This window comes from Synechococcus sp. W55.1, assembly GCF_047461655.1.
Classification (GTDB): Bacteria; Cyanobacteriota; Cyanobacteriia; order Thermostichales; family Thermostichaceae; genus Thermostichus.
Window position 1 is genome coordinate 44,787 of the sequence record NZ_JANSHN010000006.1, and the last position, 21,650, is coordinate 66,436.

Below are 21,650 nucleotides of genomic sequence, written 5' to 3' on the forward strand. Positions count from 1 at the left end.
GCGTGTCTTGGCCGGGCCAACCAGCGGCCAATGAAGCAATCCCTATTGTATCGGACAACGGATCCCCTCTTGTGAGCAGCCTCACCTGCATTTGCCGCTGCGGCCAGAGTATGGAGGTGTGGGGATTGAGCCGCGGCCTTTTCGGTTGCAGGAAAGAAAAGCTAGTATAGTCTACTGCATCTCTACAACTGGATCCTCAAGGAGAACTCGCTTCCATGCCCCGCGCTTACGAAACGATGCTGATTGTGCGTCCTGATGTGTCAGATGAACCCCTCGAACAACTGCTCAGCAGTCAGGAGGCGATCCTGCGAGAGAACGGAGTGAACCACGTGGAGATCACCAACAGAGGCAAGCGTCGCTTTGCCGGGTTTGAGATGAAAAAGTTTAAGGAAGGTCTGTACATCCAGTTCAACTACGAAGCCGAACCCAGTGCGGTGGCTGCCTGGGAGAAAAACCTGCGCATCAACGAGAGTGTGCTGCGCCACATGACCCTCCGCGTCGGCTAGGTTTGACGGGATCCTGGCCTGCGGGCATGATGGAAGTGCGCTGAGCTGCCCCTTATCCCTGGATGGCTCCGTTATGAACTCGATTGTGTTGATGGGCGAGGTTCTGTCTGAGCCGGAGCTGCGCTACACCCCTGATAACTTAGCTGTTGCGTCCTTGGTGATTGGCTTTCCCAGCCTGCGCCCGGATGAGCCGCCCTATCGCGTGCGCGTTTCCTCTTTTGGAGAACTGGCCAAAAGGGTGGTGGACACCTGCCATGTGGGCGACCAGATCACGGTGGAGGGCCAACTGCACATGAATGTGGTGGAGCGAGATGGGCGCAAGGAAAAGCTGGCCGAGATCACCGCGCGCCGTGTCCATCAACTGGGATCCGCTCGCGTTCTCTCCCTGACGGGGATGGGCGAACCGGCGATTGTGGAATCCTCTGAGGGGGATGTGGTTTCCCCACCGGAGCCGGACGATCTCCCGTTCTAACGGTTGCGAGACTTGCCGGGATCCCCCATGTCTCAGGAACTTGCTGCGGGTGAACCTTTGGGATCCCTGCGGGTCATCGGCTACTCGGTGCAGGGGCGTCCCATTCACCTTTGGCAGCTCACCCAAGGGATCCGCTCCTTGCTGCTGCTCGGCGGGGTACACGGGGATGAGGTGGAGGGCTATGCCCTGATCGAGCGCTATGTGGCTTCTGGGAAATGGGGATCCTTGGCCGGGAAGGCGACCTTGTGGGCGATCCCACGCCTGAACCCGGATGGCTGTGCCCTGGGGCAACGTCTCAATGCCAACGGTGTGGATCTCAACCGCAATCTGCCCACCCAAGATTGGATCCCGGCCTCTCTGGAAGCTCGTTATCCGCCCGGATCGGCCCCAGGCTCCGAGCCCGAAACGCAAGTGTTGTTGACGAGTTTGGCCCGGATTCAGCCCCAGTTTATCCTTTCTGCCCACTCCTGCCAGGCGCACCCCTGTGTGAACTACAACGGCCCTGCCCTTGAGCTGGCCCAGGTGATGGCTGCTCGCAACGGCTTGCCCGTCGCCGCCGACATTGGCTATCCCACCCCCGGTTCTCTGGGCACTTGGGCGGGGCAGGAACGGCGGATCCCAACCCTAACGCTGGAAATCCTGCGGGGCACTCCCCTCGATCAAGTCTGGCAAGAGCAGGCCGAGGCGCTGCAGGCGGTGTTGGAGTGGGCAGCCCAAGGCGATGCCTTCTGACCGGTGTCAAGATCTCTGAACTTTCGTTGCCAATCTGCCTAGTTCGTTCAAGATATCTGGGGTTTTCTCGCCCAAATCTTCTACAACACAGATAGGTGGGGCAGAGCAGAGGGGAGCTTGGAGTCGAGGGAAAAGGGGTCAGAGGTCAACCCCGAAGTCACGCTGCTTCTGCCTTGTGCCCCGCTGTTAGCCATCTGGAGGAAGCCAATATGTTCAGCAGGATTTTGGTGGCAGTGGATCGGTCGGAGCTGAGCCAGGGAGTATTTCAAAAGGCCGTCCAAGTGGCCAAGGCCATGCAGGCCCAGATGATGATTCTCCATGTTCTGTCTCAGGAAGAGCCGGGCGCCCCAGAGCCGCCGATGATCCTGGGGGTAGATTACAGCTCCACCATCAGCGCCGAGCTGTGGCAGTCCTACCGGGAGCAATGTGCCATCTTCGAGCAAAACCAGATCGACTACCTGCGCTCGCTGGTGGGGAAAGCGGCTGAGCACGGGATCCGCGCTGAGTACACCCTCAACTACGGCAACCCCGGTCGGGTCATCTGCGATCTGGCCCGCTCTTGGGAGGCGGACTTGGTGGTGGTGGGCCGCCGCGGCCACTCCGGCCTGAGCGAGCTGTTTCTGGGCAGCGTTAGCAACTACGTGCTCCACCGCGCTCCCTGCTCGGTGCTGACGATACAAGGGGAAGCCCTGAAAAAAGAAGCCCAAACTGCGGAAGAGAAGACAGCTACCCCTGCTGGCTAAGGCTCTAGGGACTCTAGGGCGAGGGAGTGGGATCTGGTCGCGTGAGCGGGGCAGAGTCCTTGCTCTCCGGCTGGCCCTCCAAGAGGCGATTCACTTCGGTTTCCAGGCTGTTGAAGGTGCTCAGCTCGATCACGGCAATGTCCGGCTGGCGGCTGCTTTGCACGTAGGCCTGCAAGCCAGAGGCGGCCAAGGTCAGGGTTAAGGGATCCTGCTCGGCGTCGGGTTTGGGCTCAAAGGTCAGCCGTAGGTCCGGATCAGACAACACCCTCTGGGCTTCTGCATCAGCTTGTTCCACAAACTCTTTGGCGCGGGCAGCATTCAGGCTGGAGAACAGAGAGCCGAGATCCACAGGCTGGCCCGGTCGCTCCGGGTTTTCCCAGCGCAGCTCCAAGGATCCCTTCTCTGAAGGCCGAGGGGTGAGGGTGACCTTTTCCCCTTGGGATTCTAAGGTGACTTGGCCCACTTGGTTGGCGTTGAGGCGGGCAATGCGGTGATCCCGCAGCTCTTCCAAGTCGGAGCGGAGAATATCGGCGGTGGAGGTGAGCAAGGTGGCTACTGCCGGGTGCTCAGAGGTGATGACGTACACCTGGCCATCTTTCTCCGATCCCAAAGCGACCTTCAGGGTTTTGCCCTCCTCCAGCTCTACCGTCAGCCGGGCGGAAGGCTGCTCCAAGCCATAGGGGGCTAGATCCGTCTGGGTCTCGGCGGGGAACTCCACGGCCTGCAGGCGGGCCAGAGTATTGAGCAAGCGGTTGACGTTGATCTCATCGGCAGGCAGCTCTCTGGGCTCGACAATCTGCCAAGTATTGTCTTGTCGCTGCAGGCGAAAAACTAAGGACTCCGCACCGCTGACGCGACCCGGATCCGCCTCTGCCAACTGCACTTGCAGGGCCTTCACCTCGGCAGTGTCAAACCGAAGCAAGGTTTTGTCCCGCAAAGCCAGTAGGGAGGGCAACAGGGATCCCTTCTGGGCACTGCTTAGAAGCACCACCTGTCCCCCTTCGGGCTGGGCGTAGAAGCCAGAGCCGTCGAAGTTGTCGTTGCCGATGGCCAGGCGGTAGGGATCCCCTTCTTTGGGGAAAAGGGCGATTTGGTGTCGCGGCTGATCCAGGCCAAAAGCGGCCAGGTCAGTGACCCCCTCCAGAGTGATTTGGGGGGTGAGGCGGGAGAAGGTGTTGAGCAACTGCTCAATGGGGAAGTCCAGCGCCGCCGACTGGATGGGACCGACGATCCGCCAGTGGGATCCCTCTTCTTCTGGATTGCGCTCCAAAAGGATTTCCAAGTACTCCGCACCGCTGCCGCGAACGGGTTCCCCCTCTTTCTGTTGGCGGATTTCAATGCGGGCGATGGTGTCGGTGGCAAAGTGGAACAGCCGCGCTCGCTCCGCCTGTTGCTCCTGACGCAGTTGCCGGATGTTGTCCAAGAGGAAGTAGCCCAGCAAACAGGCCACCGCCAAACCCAGGAGAATCCAGGTGGTTCGCTTGAACATGCCTGCTTTCCTCCAGCTCTACCGTCTTTGCCACCACAGGGCAGCTCCGGAACCCAGGGCCGCCAAGGGCAAAAGGACCGTCGATCCCAGCACCAGCCAGCGGAAGTTTTGACCGGTCAGGGTGAGACGGCGATCCGTGATGGATTTGGGGCGGATAGAGATCTGCTCCGTTTGCTCAGTCAGCCAGTTGAGGGTGTTCAAGAAGAGATCCCGGTTGCCCTGCTGCCGCAAGTTGCCGTTGAGGGCAAAGTTGACATTGCCGATCACCACCAGGCGGGCCTCCTGCGGGGATCCTGTGTCGGCCTGGTCGGCGTCCAAACGGCGGGTTAAAGCAACACCCAAGGTGAGGGGGCCGGGCTTGTCCTGATCCGGATCGAATTGCAAGGGGCCACGTTCCAGCTCAGGACTGGTCTCCCCCCAACTTTGCGGGCCGGTGCGCAGCAAGGGCGTGGCTTGGATCCCTTCCCGAGCTTGGGTTTCTACCGAACGAGCTAAGGGAAAGAGGGTCATCAGCCGCTGGGCGGCCAAGGGGGCGGTAATGGGGTGATCCCCGTAGTCAGTAACCAAAGCTACGGCTGGCCCTGTCCCCAGAAGCTGGCTGATGCTGCTCGCCTCCAGGATGATGTCATCCCCCAAGACCACGCCCCACTCTTCCAGCAAGGGATCCAGGCCGGCATCCACCCGTGGCCCAATCAACAACAGCAGCCGTCCTCCCTCGGCCAGGTAATCCTGCAGTTTCTCCACCTCGCCGGGGAACAAAGCCCGCTGTGGCCCCGCCAGCACCAGGACATTCGCATCCTCTGGGATCTCCGCTTGCACCAAGTTGAGGGGCTCTACCCGATAGCCTTCCTGGCCCAGGGCTGCCACCGCCTGAGCCAGAGTTGGGGCGCCTTCCCTCGCTTGCAGCCCCACTTCCCCATGCCCTTGCACGAAATAGGCCACTAACTCCCCTCGGTTGACCACTTTGGACAAGACAGGGGTCAGTCTGCTCTCCAGGTCAGGAGCAGGGGGCTGGGGCAGTTGTTGTCGGCTTTCTCCGGCCTCCACCACCAGGGTGTTGTTTTGCGTCACCTGCAGCCGTTGAATGGTCAAGGGATCCCGATTGGGATCCACAAACTCAAACTGAAAGCGGTTGGGGTTAAGGCGGCGATAGCGCTCCAGTTGTTCCCGCAGATTGGGATCCGGCGCAGTGGTGACCACCCAAACTTTGACCGGTTGCACCAATCCCTGCACCAATTGCCGGGTTTGGGGCGACAGGGTAAACAGGCCCTCCTCGGTGAGATCCAGCCGCAGGTCGTAGCGCACCGCCACCACATTCACCAGCACTAGAATGACGGCCATCGCCGCCACCGCCACCAGGATGTTGGCGTTGGTCTGGGTGGAACGCAGACCGAGGAAGACCCCCACCTCCTGCCGGTGGGTGATGCCCCAAACCACCAGCAGGGCCAGGCCCGTTGCCAGCATGCTCAGGGGCACAGCCGTCCAACCGGTGAAGGTAGATCCCACCACCAGGCCGATGGCGATGACGCCAATGCCCAGGATCCCTGTCCAGTCCTTTAACGCGCGCCAGTCCTTCATCACCGCACTCCTCCCATCTGACCTCAGCTCTGTTGCCAGCGCAGGCTTTCCACCGATTGCACCGTGGCAAACAGCCCCAGGACGATGATGCTCAAGAAAAGAATGAGGCTGCTGCTGCTGAGGATCCCTTGCACCCAGTTGCTGTATTGCTGCAGCAAAGACACATGCCGCAGCGTCGCGGCAATCCAGTTCTCCTCCTGGCCGGCTGCCGCGTCGATCACCCAGAGCAGCAGGATCAGGCCAAAGGTGGCCACCGCCGCGATGAGCGTGCTGTCTGTTAGAGACGAGATAAACAACCCCAAGGCCATGACACTGCCCGCCAGCAGGGTTAGGCCCACATAGCCCATCAAGGTCAGGCGGTAGTCCACTGCCGGGTTGGCGCTGCTCAGCACCAGCACGTGGTAAACCAACGGCGGCAGCAGCAGCGTGATGAAAAACACCCACACCGCCAGCCATTTGCCCACCGCCACCCCCAAGTTGGTGATGGGGGAGGTGGCCAGCAGCTCCATGGTGCCCCGCCGCCGCTCCTCGGCATAGGAACTCATGGTGAAGATGGGCAATAAGAAGAGAGAAAGAGTGCCCAAGAGGTTGAGAAACTGCTGCGACAGGATGGTGGCGGCGTCAAAAGGGTTCTCCTGGCCAAACTGGGCAAACAGATCCACCTGCTGGGAGAAATTGATCACCCGCACCAGGATATTAAAGAAGAAAAACCCCGCCAGTCCCCAAAACACCGCGGCCACCACATAGGCGATGGGCGAGGTGAAGTAGCCGCGCAATTCCTTACGAAAAATGGCAATTGCTCCGTTCATGCCGCTTCCTCCAGTAGGCCCTCGGATCCCTCTTGGGTGGTGAGCTGCAGGAAAATCTCTTCCAAAGAAGCTTGAGGACGGCCTATCTCGTAGAGGTCGATCCCCGCCTGCACCAGCGCTTTGGCTGCCTCCGGGATCCAGCCGTCCGCGGCAGCGTTGCTCTTGAGCTGCACCTGCCAAAGTGCTCCGCACCGCTGACGGAACCGAGAGGGATCCAGAGGCTGCATGCTCACCACTTCCACCTGTGGCAAAGGCTGCAGGGCCAACCGGATGGCCATTTCCTCGGTTGCCCCCACCACCAGCTTTGCCTGCTGCCGATCCTGAAGCTGGGCTGTCAGCTCAGCGGGGGTGCCGATGGCGGCCACCTGGCCGCGGTTGATGATCACCACCCGGTCGCAGGTCATGCTCACCTCCGGCAGGATGTGGGTGGAGAGGATGATCGTGTGCTCTCCCGCTAAGCTCTTGATCAGGTTGCGCACCTCGATGATCTGCTTGGGATCCAGCCCAATGGTGGGCTCATCCAGGATGATCACCGGCGGGTCGTGAACCAGAGCTTGGGCGATGCCCACCCGCTGCTTAAACCCCTTGGAGAGCTTGCGGATGAGGGTGTGGCGCTTTTCTTCCAGGCTGCACCGCCGGATCGCCTCGTCCACCCGCCTGGGCCGATCGCCAGCGCTGACCCGCTTGATCTGGGCCACAAAGTGCAGGTACGCCTCCACCGTCATGTCGGGGTAGAGGGGTGGGTTTTCCGGCAGATAGCCAATGCGCTGCCGCACCGCCATCGAGTTTTCGTGAACATCAAACCCGGCCACCCGCGCCGTCCCCTCGCTGGCAGGCAGATACCCGGCCAAAATGCGCATGGATGTGGTCTTGCCGGCTCCGTTCGGCCCCAAAAACCCCATGATCTCGCCGGCGTTCACCTGGAAGGAAACATCGCGAATGGCAGTAAAGCTGCCGTAGGTTTTGCTCAAATGCTCGACTTCGATAGCAACCGCATTTGCACGAGCAGTGGGTAAACCTGTCATCAGCAACTCCTAACCTACAGGGTCAGCGGTGGTTGGCAAACGGCCCAAGTCTGTGCAGGCTAAGGCTGAGTTGCCCATATTCCAAGAAAGACGAATGCTAGGAAGAGATTACAGGCTCGGGCAAGAACACGGGCAACCGTGCTGAGGCCACATGCCAACTTAGCATAGCGGCAGCGAGGATGCGTTGATGGAGCCGGGATCCCTTTCCCCCTTTTGATGGGGATCCATCGGTTGGCTAGTCGGCAGGGCTTGTGAGGGATCCCCACTGTTCCAGCCCCAGAACCCGGCTCTCCCCTGGATTGGCTGCCACCACCTCCCCAATGGGGAAGGCTTCGGGGAGCAGGGATCTCACCTGATTTTCCGCCTCAGGGGGGATCACCAGCACATAGCCCACCCCCAGGTTGAAGGTGCGGAACATCTCCAAGGTCTCCACCTGGCCCTGCTCTTGGAGCCAGAGAAATTCCCGTGGGACGGGCCAACTGTGGGGCTGCAGCCGTGCCGCTTGGTTCGGGGCCAAACAGCGGGGCAAATTTTCCGGGATCCCGCCGCCGGTGATGTGGGCCATGCCGTGGAGGGGAACACCGGCTGACTGCAGCCGTTGCACCGCCTGGACATAGATGCGGGTGGGGGTGAGGAATACTTCCGCCAAAGGCCGATCCCAGCCGGGAGGCCGGTGATCCCAGCGCCAACCCCGGTCGGCCACAATGCGCCGCACCAAGCTGTAGCCGTTGCTGTGTAGGCCGCTGCTGGGCAAAGCCAACAGCCGATCCCCCAACTGCACCCGCGACCCATCCAGAATGGCCGTTTTTTCCACAATTCCGACACAAAACCCGGCCAGGTCGTATTTCCCAGGGGGATAGAACCCCGGCATCTCCGCCGTTTCCCCCCCCAGCAGTTGGCAGCCCGCCTCCTGGCAGCCCGCCAAGATGCCGTCGATCACCTGCAACAGGGCTTCCGGCTCCAGCTTGCCGGTGGCCACATAGTCCAAGAAAAACAGCGGCCGGGCCCCCACCGTCAGCACGTCGTTGACGCACATCGCCACCAGATCAACACCTACCCCCCGGTGCTGACCCCACTGCTGGGCAATGTCCAGCTTTGTCCCCACCCCATCGGTGCCCGCCACCAACACCGGCGCTTGATACCCCGTCGGCAGCTCAAACAGACCGGCAAAGCCGCCGATGCCGCCCAAGGTTCCTGAAGAACCTGAGGACGGAATTTGAATCCGTTCAACGCGCTCGCGGATCCCCCTGACAAAGGCGTGGCCCAGATCGATGTCAACCCCTGCTGAGCGGTAGTCCAAAATGCCAAAACCCCTTATGCTATCAAGACTTGAGCTCCTGTGTCCGACCGTACAAACGGGTCAACTCAGAAACCTATGGTACATTAACTTCTGTTTTAACCGTCGCACTGGAAGTTGTACGAGATTGGAGAGGAGCGCGGCCTCATGCGAAATTGGAAACAGCTTGGACAGGGACTGGATCCCGCCCGCAAAATGGGCTTGGTCAGTTGTCTCTGTGTCACGGCTTTGGGCTTGCCGGCAGGCATGTTGGGCAGCTTCGCCCCGCGAGCACAAGCCTCGACGCGAACCGGATCCCTGAGCACCCGAGCAGCGGAGCTGTCATCTGACTCCCAATTGCCCTCCCCGGCCACCGACCTCGTTCCCCCTTCCCAACCCGCCACTGCTGCCGCAGCCCCAGTCAGAACGCTGCCGAGAACCCCCCAAACCCCTATCTCCGGCCACGAGGGTCTTGCCCCTGCCAAACTGGGTACCCTGAACTTGGATCATCCCTTGAACCGATCTCGCCAGGCGATCCTGCCCCGTCGAGCAGAAGAACCCATTCTCAAGATCGGCGAACAACAGCAGCACACCAACCAGCCCATCTCCACCCTCTACGACTATCAGATGGACGGGCAACAGGTGGTTACTGTCTATGTGCGGGATCTGCCCATTGTCAGTTTTGTCGAGCACCCTGGGCTAGAACCACCGCTGATGCGGGCCAGCACCCTTGTGGCCCAGCTCAACCAAATGGCCCAGGGATCCCTGAAAGACACCACCATCACCCTAGGTTGGGCAGGTTTGGAATTGGCCGAACAAGGCTTGGGTGTTCCTCTCTACACCATTCAGGTCAACAACAAGGAATTGCTGCGCATCGACGATGGAGTGCTGTTGATCGACAACCAGCGCCCGGTGGATGTGGCTGTTTTGGCTGCCAATCGTCTGCGCCGTCTGCTGCTCGATGCCCCGCCCATTGCAGCTCCGGCCCTGCCCCAGCCGGCTGCTCTGACTGCCAAAGCCACCATGGCAGGCCCCAAGTCGAAAACAGCCCCTCAGCAGGAACCCACCCCCGTCCGTGTGGTTGGGCCTGTGCAAGAGGGCATTGCTTCTTGGTATGACCTGCACCCAACCCGCCATGAGATGACGGCTGCCCACCCCACCCTGCCCTTTGGCACCGAGGTACGGGTGACCAACCTGAAAAATGGCCGCCAGGCCGTGGTGCGCATCAACGATCGCGGCCCTTTTATTCCCGGTCGGATCATCGACCTTTCCCTGCGGGCGGCAGAGGTGTTGGGGATGGTGCGCTCAGGGCTGGCGCCTGTGCGGGTGGAAGTGGTGCAACGCTAGCTAGGGCACGGGTGAAAAGCGCTTGGAATCGGGGGAATAGCGCCAAGAAATGCCCTCGGGATCCCGGCTGCGGCTCCACTCCGGAAACCCGGTTTTGAATTTCCAATAGGTAATGGCGGAAACCACCACCCCCAAACGTTCCGCCAACTGAGTCTGGTTGAGGGGGCGCAGCGGTGCCCGTGGCGCCGTAACGGCGGTGGGGCTGGGTGTGGGGGCAGAGCCTGCCGACTCTTGGGGGGCCGTGGCTGCAGGGGTGGGCGCTTCCTCCTCCAACCGGTGACTACGGCTGGGCTCCTGGGGACGCAGCAGGCTGAACTGGCTCAACAGGCCAACATTTTCCAGGTTTAAAAGATTTTCCAGGTTAGAGGTTTGGTGGATCAGCTCCAGCTCACGGCGAAACTCATCCTCCAGCACCTGCAGATAGTGCTCCCGCTTCTGCTCCGACTCGGCATCCTTGAGCAGACCCAAGGCAAAGCTGAGGTTCGAGAGGGGCTCGCTCAGATCCTGCAAGAATTTCTTGAACAGAGTGCCCTTCACCTCCGAGAACTGCTGCAGCTGCTGCAGTTTTTGCCGCAGCTCTTCGATTCTTTTTTCTTCCAGCTTGCGGTTCTCGAGGCTCTGGCGGTGGTTGTGCAGGGCAATTTCGATGGTGGTGTAGAGTTCCCGCTCTTTGAAGGGTTTGATGATGTAGCCAAAGGGTCGGGTCTCTTTGACGCGGGAGAGCGTGTCCTCATCGGCGTAGGCCGTCAGATGCACCACCGGAATGTTGAAGCGCTCGGTAATCCGCTTGGCGGCTTCTATACCATCGATATCGCCTTTTAAGACGATATCCATCAAGACCAAGTCCACCGGCATCTCTTCCAGTCTTCGGATTGCTTCTTCCCCGGAAGAAGCAATGGCGGGCACAGCGTAGCCGAATTTTTTCAGAACGTTGGCAATGTCCTTGGCGATGATCTTCTCGTCTTCGACGACCAGGATACTGCCTTTGACAAGGGGTGGAACTCTCTTCAAGGCTCGCTCCTCGGAAAGGTAATGATGAAGGTGGTACCCGGTTTGCTCCTCAATTGTATCTTGCCCTGTAGCTGATCGGTGAGGGTTGCAACCAGTTGTAAACCCAGAGATTGAGTTTCCTTGAAGTCAAAGTTCGGGGGCAAGCCAACGCCATTGTCGGAGACTCGCAACTGAGTATATTTGCGGGTTTGGCTGAAATGAATCTCTATCTCCCCGCTGCGGCCCTTCGGGAAGGCATACTTGAGGCTGTTGGTCACCAACTCGTTGATGATCAGGCCACACAAGACCGCATCGTCCAGGTTGAGGCGGATCCCTTCGGCGCGGATGTTGGCGCGAATGCTCTCGGGGTTTACCCCGTAAGAGTGAAAGAGGTTGGAGATCAAATTGTGTAGGTACTGCTTGAGATCCACAGCGGCCAGATTGTTGGATTGGTACAAACCTTCGTGGATCAAAGACATGGCTTGAATACGGCTGCCGGCATCCTTAAAAACGCGGGCGTACTTGCGGCTTTTGATCTGGTCAGCTTGGAGCCGCAGCAGGCTGGAGATAATTTGCAGATTGTTTTTGACGCGGTGGTGAATCTCCCGCAGCAGGACTTCTTTTTCCTGAAGGGCAGCTTGGATCTGCAGCTTTGCCCGTTTTTCTTCGGTAATGTCTTCGCAAATGCCGATGATGAAGAGGTTTTTGCCCTCGGGATCCCGGACTGCAGAGACTGCCAGGCGGCACCAAACCACCTTTCCGCTGCGGTGGATGTAGCGTTTTTCCAGGTGGTAGCGATCCCGTTGGCCGTTCAAAACCTCCTGGAAGAGTTGCCAATCTTCCTGAATGTCCTCGGGATGGGTGAGGTCGCAGAAGCTCATGTGGGTCAGTTCGGCAGCGCTATAGCCCAAGATCTCTTCCAGAGCGGGGTTCACTTTTAGGTAATGGCCCCGATGATCGACGATGGAAATGCCCAGGGCCGACTGCTCGAAAATGCCCCGCAAACTCAGCTCGCTTTGGCGAAGGGCTGCCTCAGCTTGCTTGCGCTCGGTAATGTCCAAAATCTGGCTTAGAAAGTAGCTGGGATCCCCTTGGGCCGTGCGCACCAGGGTGATGCGAAGAATGGCATAGACTATTTGGCCGTTCTTGTGGATGTAGCGTTGTTCCTGTTCGCACTGATGCACCTGGCCGGCCAGCAGGCGGTTGCTGTTTTCCAGAGTGGTGGCAATGTCGTCGGGATGGGTGATGTCGAGGACGGTTTTCCCTTTGAGATCCTCCAGGGTGTAGCCCAGGGTTTCGGTAAAAGCGGCGTTGATTTGCAAATAGGTGCCATCCACGTGGGTCATGGCCTTGGCAATGGGGGCCCATTCAAAGGATTGGCGGAAGCGTTCTTCACTTTCTTTGAGGGCAATTTCTGCCTCCACGCGGGCGCTGATGTCGATCACCTGGTTGAGAAACTGGGTGGGCTGTCCTTCCTCGTCGGTGAGCAGGGTGGCCTGAAACAGCACATGAACAACCTGGCCGGAACGGTGGGTGTAGCGAATCTGGCGCTGGCTGACAGAGACCTTCCCTGCCAGCAAAGCCTCATTGGCCCCCAGCAGTGGGTTGACATCTTCGGGGTGGAGAATGTCCAGTTGTTGCCGATGTTTCAATTCTTCGGGGGTGTAGCCGACAATCTGGGCAAAGGCATCGTTGACCTGGATAAATCGCCCCTGCAAGTCCACAAGGGCAATTCCATTGGGGGCCAGCTCAAAAATCTGCCGAAAATGGTTGGCGCTTTGTTGCCAGGCTTGCTCTATACGACGCCGTTCGGCTTCCAGTTGCTTGGACTCAGTGATGTCTTCGACGATCCCTGCCACCCGATAGATTTTGCCCTCTTTGTCGGCGATGGGAAAGGTGCGTTCTCGCAGCCAAATCAGGCGGCCATCAGTGTGATAAATGCGGAAGACAACATCGGTGGATTTGCCCTCCGATTGGGCTTTGAGGATGGTGGGGAACAACCAGCGGTCGTCGGGGTGGATCTGGCGGATCCAGGCTTGGGGGTTGGCGTAGGCCTCTTCGGCGGAGCGGCCCCAAATGGCTTCACAGGCTGGGCTGACGTAGATCAGCTCTTTGCTGTAGACCGTTGTAATCCAAAACAGTTGTTGCGTATTCTCTACCAGTTGCAGAAAACGATGCTCGCTCTCTCGGCGGGCTTCTTCCAATTGTTGTTGTCGTTCTTTAAGTTGACGGGATGCTGTGATGTCAGTAATAAATCCTTCAAAATAGAGGGGATCCCCTTGGTCGTTGTAGATGGTACGGGCATTTAAAGAAATCCAAATTAGCCTGCCATCTTTGCAGCAGACTTGGTGTTCAAAATTCACAACTTGACCTTCTCTCAGCATGCGCTGGATGAATTCGGCTCGTTGCTCCGGATCGCTATAGATTTGGGTGCCAATATCGGAGACGTTGTGCATCAAATCCTCAGGGGATTCGTAGCCGAAAATATGGGCCAAGGCCGGGTTGGCAACCAGATATTTGCCCTCTAGGGTGGTTTGAAAAATGCCTTCGACGGCGTTCTCGAAGATCTGCTGGTAGCGGGCAGCAGTGCTGCGGCTGTCCTGCAGTTGGGATTGGAGCTGCTCGAGGGTTTGCCGATGCTCCTGGGCTTGGAGAAGAATGTGCTTCAGGCTGAGGGCAACGAGGTCAATCTGTTCCCGTTCAAAGGAACTCAGTTGGCGAGGATGGCAGTCAAGCAGGTGCAGATCGGCCAACCGGATCCCCTGCTCAGTCTGCAAGAGGAAGGATTCATGAAAAGGCCATTGCTCAGCCCCAGGACTGGCATTGAGGTTGAAGGGTTCGCCGGCTGGGATCCCTTGCGGATCCCGGTAGAGGATCCCTTTTGAAGACGAGTGGGGATCCGATCCCGGCTGATCCAGTTCCAGATAGACCAAGGGCACTTTCAACAGTTGACCCAGTAATTGCAACAGCGGGTACAGCGCTGTACCCAGTTCGGTTTGAAGGGACTGCCCTTCCCTGGGAGCAGTCCGCGGGAAAGCAAAACCGTGCACAACGGATCTTGGCGAGCGAGAAATGGGAGGTGACATGGGAAAACCTGGCCGAGGAGCTGGCTCAACCCAGTCCATCACGACAGATCGGGGGTGCCTGGTTGGGCTGATCTCCACAGGGAAAAGGAGCAGGCGCACCCATTCTGCACCCACTCTACTCTAGCGATACTCTGGAGAAACTTACTTTGAAACTTACTTTAGTGAAACATGCTGCTGACGGAGCTATCTTCATGGATGCGCCAGATCGCTTCCCCCAGCACATTGGCTACCGAGAGAACGGTTAACTCGGGAAAGTGCTGCTCTGGAGGGATAGGGATGGTGTTGGTGACGATCACCTCTTCAAATAGACCACCCCGCAGGCGTTGAATGGCCGGCTCAGAAAAAACAGGATGAATGGCGCAGGCATAAACCGCTTTGGCTCCCAGCTTGCGCAGCAATTTTGCCCCTTCCGAGATGGTGCCTGCCGTATCGATCATGTCGTCCACAAGGATGGCAGTTTTCCCCCGCACATCCCCAATCAGATTCATGACTTCCACATCGTTGTGGGCTTGGCGGCGCTTGTCAATGATTGCCAGAGGGGCTTCCTTGAGTTTTTTGGCAAAGGCACGGGCACGAGCCACACCCCCCACATCGGGAGAGACGACCACAATGTCTTCGTCGAGCAAGCCCTTTTCCTTGAGGTAAGCCTGTAATACCGGCTGGGCGTAGACGTGGTCGAGGGGAATGTCGAAGTAGCCTTGAATCTGGGCCGAGTGCAGATCCATAGCCAGCACGCGATGAGCTCCCGCCTGGGTAATCATGTTGGCCACCAGCTTGGCGGTGATCGCTTCTCGGCCTGCCGTTTTGCGGTCGGCGCGAGCGTAGCCGTAGTAGGGCAAGACAGCGGTGATCTGCCGGGCAGAGGCGCGGCGACAGGCATCGATGATCACCAGCAGTTCCATCAGGTGGTCGTTGACGGGGCGGCAAGTGGGCTGCACCAAGTAGACATCAGCACCCCGGATCGACTCTTGGATTTGGATGTACAGCTCGCCATCGGCAAAGCGCTTGCGCAACATCGGGCCCAGATCCATGCCCAGGTAACGCGCTACCTCCTGAGCCAGAGCCGGGTTGGCGCTGCCTGAGAAGATTTTGAGGCGGTTGCTATCCGAGATGGGTGGCAGGGGGGAAGGGCGGAGAAGAGGGGCAGGGCGAACCACAGATCGATGCTGAACTCGTCCGCAGCCAACGCCTAACGGCGAGCTGTCGCTATCGTAGCACCAGCACTTGCAACCTCAGCAACTGTATTCTTGGGGATTTTCTGGGGAGGCAGGTTACTATGAGCAGAATGAAGGTCGAGCTGCTGCACATCCACAAGCGTTTTGGGGCGGTACAGGCGAACCGCGATGTGTCCTTGCGGGTGGAGGCGGGCACAATCCACGGCCTGCTTGGGGAGAATGGGGCCGGCAAAAGTACCTTAGTTAAGATCCTGAGCGGCTTTCTGCGCTGCGATCAGGGGGAGATTTGGATCGATGGGCAACCGGTTCGCATCGACAGCCCTGCAGCAGCCATTCGCCTGGGCATTGGCATGTTGCACCAGGATCCCTTGGATTTTCCTTCTCTGACGGTACTAGAAAACTTTATTGCCGGGCAACGAGGGCGCTTGGGCTTGGGGCTGCGGGAAAGCCGAAGACGTCTCGAGAAAGCCTGTGAAGAGTTTGGTTTTAATCTCAACCCCGATGGAGCCATCGGCAGCTTGACGGTGGGGGAACGGCAACAACTGGAAATGCTGCGGTTGCTTTCCCTGGGGATCAACACCTTGATTTTGGATGAGCCGACGACGGGCATTTCTGCAGCGCAAAAAGATCTTTTGTTCGCGGCTCTGAGAAGGCTGGCGGGGCAGGGCAAATCGGTGATCTTCGTCTCCCACAAGCTGGCCGATGTGGAATGCCTTTGCGATCGGGTGACGGTGATGCGGCAGGGGGAGGTGGTAGGGGAGCTGCCTGTTAGGGGTGAAGACATTGCCCTGTTGGAACAGCGGTTGATCGATTGGATGTTCGGGCGGGAGTTGACACCCCCAGCTCGGCCCCATTCTCCGCAAAGGAGAGCGGATCCCCTGTTGGAGTTGCGCTCCCTGGTGGTGCGGCATGAGCCATTTACCCTGGCTTTGCCAGATCTGGCGGTGCAGCCGGGGGAAGTGATTGGGTTGGCTGGTTTGGAGGGCAGTGGGCAACGCTCTTTCCTTCTCACCTGTGCAGGGTTGTTGCCGCCCAGGCGTGGCCGGATTCTGTTGGGGGGGCAGGAGATGACAGGCCGTCCTTACGGCGACTATCTGCGCTGTGGGGTGGGGTTTTCTCCGGCGGATCGGCTGCGGGAAGGGCTGATCCCCGGCTTAACCTTGCAGGAGCATTTTGCCCTCCAGCAGCAGGATCCCTGGATCAACTGGGCTCTGGCCCGTCAACAGGCCCAAGCGGCCATTGAACACTTCAGCATTCGGGGTCACCCCTACAGCCGGGTGGAGCAACTCTCGGGGGGCAACCAACAGCGCAGTCAGTTGGCTCTCTTGCCCACACCCCTGAGTCTTTTGCTGATGGAGCACCCAACGCGAGGGTTGGACATTGAGTCGGCGCTGTGGGTCTGGGGGCAATTGCTAGAACGCACCCAAGCGGGTACGGCTATTCTTTTTGCCTCGGCGGATTTGGACGAGATCCTGCAGTACAGCGACCGAGTGATGGTGTTCAGCGGCGGACAGGTCTCGGAACCCATTCCGGCGGCGGAGCTCACCGTTTCGCGGCTGGGGCAGATGATGACACTCCCCGTCACCAACAGCAGCGAGATTCCAGGGATCCCGACTGAGGTTTAGAGGGCTAATCGAAGCCCTCTAGCGGTCGCGTCAGCGGTGCGTAGCTCTTTCGCTTTGCCGCAGCAGGAGAAGGATTTGAGAACGGCATGGCAACCGGCTAGAGCAAGGCTTAGAGTAGCAGTAGCCCCAAGCCTTTTGCTCAAGGAATCTGGCCATGGGATCCCAGGATCACCTCTTGCCTCCAGGAGCAGAGGAGCTGCAATCTGACCGCTCGCCCTCCTCGGAGCAAGTCCTTTTGGAGCTCACCGTTCGGGGATCCCGGCAGCAAGTCTTGCAGGGTTTGCGGGCCTGGCTGGAGCTGAGCTTGCTGACTCCAGAGCACTTTCGCTTGCTGGTGGAGCAGTATCGGCTAGAGGGGGAGGAACCAAGGTCAGCGGCAGTTTCCCCCAGCGACGAGATCCCGGCTCGTCTTGGCTCGGCCTACGTGCTCTGGATTTTGGGTTTGTTTGGCATCTGTGGCCTGCACCGTTTTTATCTGGGCCGCTGGCGGACGGGTTTGCTCTGGCTGTTGACCTTTGGGCTGCTGGGGATCGGTCAGCTCCTGGATTTGATTTGGATCCCAGGGATGGTGCGAGAAAGAAATGCTCGCCTGGCCGGATCTGGGGTTGAGGAACCTGCGGTCGAGAGGGGAGAAGAGCCCCAAGCTGCCCCTCAATCCACTCGCGCTACTCGGACGGAGTCCTTGCCCCCCCCTACCCCGGCGCTGGCTGTTTTGCTGCGGAACTTGCTGTCAGAGCTGAGCGTGGCTTGGCTGTTGCTGCTGGGCCTGTTTTTGGTGGTGGTGTCCTCGGGGGTGCTGGCGGCCAGCCACTGGGAGCAATTTTCTCCAACTGCTCAGTATGGGGTGCTCTTGGCCTATACGGCGGCTTTTGGGGTAGGTGCTGGATGGATCCAACGGCAGGAAGGGCTGCGTCTAACCGGTCAAACCTTGGAGGCTATTGCCCTGCTGCTGGTGCCGGTGAACGTGTGGGCCCTGGATGGGCTGGGGATCCTTTGGGGGATCCGCATCCTGGCGCTGGGCTTGCTGCTGGGGATCCCGTTGACGGCTGAGGGTCGGGTGCGCTCGCTGGGTTTGTTCGCGCCAGCGGTGCGGAGCACTAGTGCCGGATACGCCTTTTATGGAACCTTGGTGAACTTTTTGGCCCTCTCTGGCTTGCACGCTTTCTGGAGCTTGGGGCCGCAGGAGCTTCGCCCCACGGTTGCCCTGGGGATCCTGTATCTGGGGATCCTCAGCACCGTGATTTACACCTGGAGCCGCCGGTCTCGGGAATTACGGGGCTCCAAGATCTGGCTAATCGGGGCTGCCGGATCCCTGTTGATCCTGCGGGGGCTGCTGTCTGGGCATGTCCAAGTGCCGCAGTTGGGGTTGGCGGTGGCCCTGTTGGGTTGGCTAGCAGCGGAATGGCCCCAGGGATCCCCGGACGTCGTAGCAGAAGGCGCTCAGGAGGGGACGCTCTCCCGCTGGTGGGAGGGGAGCTGGGTGCTGTTGGTGGTGGGCTGGCTGCTGGCTGCCATTGGCTTGGCGGAGAGCCCTTTCAGCGGCTGGCAGTTGCTGGGGATTAGCCTGCTGGGGATCCATGTCTTAATCGGGCGCTTGCGCCGACACACCCAGTCGCCCCAGCGGGACGAAGTCCTTAGGGTGCATTTGACGTTGCTGTTCTTGCTGGGCCTGGAAACTTGCTGGGCTTTTTGGCAGGTGTGGCCAGCAAGCTGGCGGCAAGAGGTTGTAGCTACAGTAACCAACTGGTTTCAGCCCCTTGATTCCCCCTGGGGATTGCTGGGGTTGGTGCTACTGCCCTACGAGGTGCTGTGGCTGGGGTTGGCGGCCCGCTGGCAGAGGAGCGGTCCAGAAGCCGGTGAGACAGACTTTTCTGGGCTGGTGGAACCAACAGAGCGCTTGGTTTTGGGGCTAGGGGGATCCCTGCTGCTCTTGAGCCTTCCCTATCCGGCCATTCGCTTTTGGCACTTGCTTTTGAGCGCCGGGATCCTGGCCTGGTGGCTACAACAAAAGTCCAGATCAGGAGAAACTCCCAACTTTCTTTGGGTACTCCTGACCCACGCCTACGGAGTGGGGGCACTGCTAGCCGGGATCCGCTGGCTTTTGCCCGACTTGTTCGCGCCAGCGGTGCGGAGCACTAGCTTGTCCGCTTGGGGAGTGGTTCTGCTGTTGGTGGGTCTATTGCAATGGGCAGGGCGGGTAGCTCTGGGTGGGTCAGAGCGCTTTTGGGGATTGCCCGTGGGGCTGTGGCAGCGAAGTGCAGATGGCATAGGGCTGGTGCTGGTGGGATCCAGCTACTTGGCGTTTTTGCTGCAACGGTTCCTTGATTCGTCTGCGACTGGTGAACAATCCTTTGGCTGGCTGTGGCTGCTGGTGCCTCTTGCTTTAACGGCAGCTCAGGTATTGGCCCTGCCTCCCCTGGAGTTCATGCCCCGCTGGCTGCAGAGCCCAGAGCAAGGGGGATTGGGATCCCTTTCCTGGCAGCAGGGGATCCCAGTGCGGGGATCCCTGCGTCTTTGGGCCGTGCTCTCGCTGGTGATGGCGCAGTTGCTCACCTTGGGCAGGCCGGGCCCGGATCTGCTCGGGCTAGGGCTGGGGTTGCTGCTGCTAGCTACCCAGGTGTGGCTATGGGCTTGTCCCTTGCCAAGTTCCCCTACTCCTGGAGCAGAGGGGGAAGCCCTGCTGGCGGTGGCCTTCGGCTCAGGGTTCGGCCTGGTGGGGATCAGCCGGCTCTTGCCGACACTTACGGAAGCGGAATGGCTGCTGGTCTTGGCAGCGCTGCTGTTGCTCTTGAGCGGCTGTCGCTACGGCATCCGGCACCTCTCTTCTCGCCTGCAAGCCGCTTACCGGCCAGCCCTGGATGGCTGGGGTATACCCTTGGGGTTGGTGCTCTTGCTCTCCCTAACGTTGCCCACCGCGGCGGCCCTCTTCACCCCTTCCTCGCCCCCTGCTTTCTCGGCAGCCATACCGCTGGCCTCTGGGGTTACCTGGCTGGCCATTGGTCTCCGACTTTGGGTAGAGGTTGCTCCGGTCTTCTCTGCTCCCATTGCCGAGACGGGATCCTCTCCGACCCTCCCCCCTAGCGCTAGCGGGACGGAGTCCTCTCCGACAGGGGATGCCCCTGAAATTGCCCAAGCCCTTTCATCTGGCCAGATCAAGGGTCAGATGGATGGGTTGTTGTACGGGCTGGGCTGGGCTTTGGAGCTACTGGCGGCAAGCGGCGTGTTGTGGGCTGTGCAGGGATCCCGTCCTGTTGCCCCTCTGCTTGCCGTCATCAATCTGAGCCTGGGGATCCTCTTTTGGATTGGGCCGGAAAAACTCTTGCTTGAGGGGGCCGCTCGCGCTGGCGGGACAAAGTCTTTGGGGGGGCAGCTCCTGCAACAGGTCAGGGCCCTGAGCTTCTGGCGGACGGGGCCTTTGATCTATGCAGGGTTGGGCTGGCTGGGATCCCATGCCCAGTGGAGTGAGGTAACGGGCTTGGGCAGCTTAGGTCTCTCCATCGTGTTGCTGGGCCTGGGGCGTCGACAGGCGGTCCAACGGGCGCAAGAGCAAGGCCGGGAAGACCTCCGTCCTGCCAACTGGAAAGGGCTCCTGGGCGCTTGGGGCGTGTCTGTGGCCGCCTACGAGAGCTGGGTTTACTTCCTCAGCCAGCGAACTGGGGGATCCCTGGCAAATGGGTTGGTGTTGATCGCTCTGTTAGGGCTGAGCTTGGCCTGGGGCTACGGCTTTTGTCCCCCTTGGCTGGCGGCGACCCTGCAGCTTAAAAGAGCTGGGTTGCGCTGGATGGCCTTGGCCAACTGGGCTCTGGCCAGCCTTGTCCTCTGGTCTGCCCTTTTCGATCCTCGCCTCAGCCGTTGGGGACAGCTCCTCTGGGTGCTGACGGGATCCGGCCTGGTGGCCTATGCCGCCGGACAGGCGAGAACCTCAACTTCAGAATCTCCGACAGAGCGAAATTGGGCGCCAACGGTCTGGGGTTACCTCAGTGCTTGGCAGGGGGCTGGGGTTCTGCTGGGCAGTGTGTTCCTGGGGCTGCCACAGCTATCAATAGCGCGGTGGGCCGGATCCCTGCTCTGTGGGCTGGGGCTGGTTTACCATGGCTTGCCCTGGCGAGGGTGGGGCTGGCCGTCGGATCCCTGGCACAATACAGCCTTGGTGCTGCCCCTGGCCGCTTTTCTGGTAACCGCGGGAGGAAATAACACCCTTAATCTGCTGCTGGGGGCAACCTACTATGCCCTGCTGGCTATCTGGAGATCCCAAGTGCGCCTGGGCTATGTCAGCCTGTTCTTGAGCAACTGGATCCTGTGGAATTACGGCTGGCATCAGGATTGGGCTTCCCTGACGTTCTATGCCCTGCCCCTGGTGGGATCCCTGCTCTATGTGGCCCAGGTGGATCCGGGATTACAGAAAACCAACGGACGGCGGGGGCGGCATTGGCTGCGGCTGGTTTCCTTGGGCACATGGCTGCTGGTGGTGATGGTGGAAACCCACGGGCAACTGTGGGCGGGATTTTGGCCGGTGGGGCTGGGCTTAGCTTTGGGTCTGCTGGGCTTGGCCTTGCGGGTAAGAGCTTATCTCTTCGTGGGCACGCTGGCTTTTGGGCTGGGGATCCTGCGGCAGGGATGGCTACTGGTGACAGCTTATTCGCTGCTGTTCTGGGCCACTGGGATCCTGCTGGGCCTGCTCCTCATTTGGACGGCAGCCAATTTTGAACGGCGTCGAGAAGAAGTGGGATCCCACATCTCCGCTTGGCTAGGGCAACTGCAGAGCTGGGAATGAAAGAATCCTGAGTCCAGCCAATC

General features: G+C 59.7%; 15 protein-coding genes. 7 read left to right on the top strand and 8 right to left on the bottom strand.

What is annotated here, in order from left to right; all coding sequences use genetic code 11:
- Window positions 1-215: 215 nt before the first annotated feature.
- The 4 genes from rpsF to NW816_RS04450 all read left to right on the top strand — a co-directional run bounded on the left by rpsF (window position 216) and on the right by NW816_RS04450 (window position 2,453).
- Window positions 216-506, top strand: coding sequence for a 30S ribosomal protein S6 (gene rpsF, locus NW816_RS04435; protein ID WP_414355685.1), 291 nt, complete (start codon window positions 216-218; stop codon window positions 504-506).
- A gap of 73 nt (window positions 507-579) precedes the next feature.
- Window positions 580-978: a single-stranded DNA-binding protein gene (locus NW816_RS04440; RefSeq protein WP_414332102.1), complete on the top strand. Its 399-nt coding sequence runs from the start codon at window positions 580-582 to the stop codon at window positions 976-978.
- 27 nt (window positions 979-1,005) lie between these two features.
- The gene (locus NW816_RS04445; protein ID WP_414408371.1) at window positions 1,006-1,710 is read left to right on the top strand and encodes a M14 family zinc carboxypeptidase; all 705 of its coding nucleotides are present in this window, start codon (window positions 1,006-1,008) and stop codon (window positions 1,708-1,710) included.
- 95 nt (window positions 1,711-1,805) lie between these two features.
- Entirely contained in the window at window positions 1,806-2,453 is a 648-nt protein-coding gene (locus tag NW816_RS04450) for a universal stress protein (protein WP_414408372.1), read from the top strand.
- 13 nt (window positions 2,454-2,466) lie between these two features.
- Here NW816_RS04450 and NW816_RS04455 read toward each other — a convergent pair whose 3' ends face one another.
- The 5 genes from NW816_RS04455 to purM all read right to left on the bottom strand — a co-directional run bounded on the left by NW816_RS04455 (window position 2,467) and on the right by purM (window position 8,654).
- A complete protein-coding gene (locus tag NW816_RS04455; protein WP_414408373.1) occupies window positions 2,467-3,942 on the bottom strand; it encodes a DUF4340 domain-containing protein in 1,476 nt (491 codons plus the stop codon).
- Window positions 3,943-3,960: 18 nt separating this feature from the next.
- Entirely contained in the window at window positions 3,961-5,520 is a 1,560-nt protein-coding gene (locus NW816_RS04460; RefSeq protein WP_414408374.1) for a GldG family protein, read from the bottom strand.
- A 23-nt stretch (window positions 5,521-5,543) separates the two neighbouring features.
- Complete coding sequence (locus tag NW816_RS04465) at window positions 5,544-6,329, bottom strand: ABC transporter permease (protein ID WP_414408375.1); 786 nt, start codon at window positions 6,327-6,329, stop codon at window positions 5,544-5,546.
- On the bottom strand, window positions 6,326-7,354 hold the full coding sequence (locus NW816_RS04470; protein ID WP_414408376.1) for an ABC transporter ATP-binding protein: 1,029 nt from the start codon (window positions 7,352-7,354) through the stop codon (window positions 6,326-6,328). Before NW816_RS04470 ends, NW816_RS04465 begins: the two co-directional genes overlap by 4 nt.
- A gap of 235 nt (window positions 7,355-7,589) precedes the next feature.
- The gene (gene purM / locus NW816_RS04475) at window positions 7,590-8,654 is read right to left on the bottom strand and encodes a phosphoribosylformylglycinamidine cyclo-ligase (RefSeq protein ID WP_414408377.1); all 1,065 of its coding nucleotides are present in this window, start codon (window positions 8,652-8,654) and stop codon (window positions 7,590-7,592) included.
- Between the two features lie 144 nt (window positions 8,655-8,798).
- Between purM and NW816_RS04480 the strand changes: the two genes are divergently transcribed.
- Window positions 8,799-9,977 carry a septal ring lytic transglycosylase RlpA family protein gene (locus NW816_RS04480; protein ID WP_414408378.1) on the top strand — a complete coding sequence of 393 codons (1,179 nt, stop codon included), beginning with the start codon at window positions 8,799-8,801 and terminating at the stop codon, window positions 9,975-9,977.
- On the opposite strand, the gene NW816_RS04485 is transcribed toward NW816_RS04480, so the two are convergent.
- From NW816_RS04485 to NW816_RS04495, 3 genes are all read right to left on the bottom strand, one after another.
- Window positions 9,978-10,988 carry a response regulator gene (locus NW816_RS04485; RefSeq protein WP_414380964.1) on the bottom strand — a complete coding sequence of 337 codons (1,011 nt, stop codon included), beginning with the start codon at window positions 10,986-10,988 and terminating at the stop codon, window positions 9,978-9,980.
- Entirely contained in the window at window positions 10,985-14,053 is a 3,069-nt protein-coding gene (locus NW816_RS04490; protein ID WP_414408379.1) for a PAS domain S-box protein, read from the bottom strand. The genes NW816_RS04485 and NW816_RS04490 overlap by 4 nt, the downstream gene beginning before the upstream one ends.
- 158 nt (window positions 14,054-14,211) lie before the next feature.
- Window positions 14,212-15,210 (bottom strand): ribose-phosphate pyrophosphokinase, encoded by a 999-nt coding sequence (locus tag NW816_RS04495; RefSeq protein WP_011433256.1) that lies wholly within the window; start codon window positions 15,208-15,210, stop codon window positions 14,212-14,214.
- 119 nt (window positions 15,211-15,329) lie between these two features.
- On the opposite strand from NW816_RS04495, the gene NW816_RS04500 reads away from it, so the two are divergent.
- Both NW816_RS04500 and NW816_RS04505 read left to right on the top strand, forming a co-directional pair.
- A complete protein-coding gene (locus NW816_RS04500; protein ID WP_414408380.1) occupies window positions 15,330-16,853 on the top strand; it encodes an ABC transporter ATP-binding protein in 1,524 nt (507 codons plus the stop codon).
- 154 nt (window positions 16,854-17,007) lie between these two features.
- Window positions 17,008-21,627, top strand: coding sequence for an NINE protein (locus tag NW816_RS04505; RefSeq protein ID WP_414408381.1), 4,620 nt, complete (start codon window positions 17,008-17,010; stop codon window positions 21,625-21,627).
- Window positions 21,628-21,650: the final 23 nt, after the last annotated feature.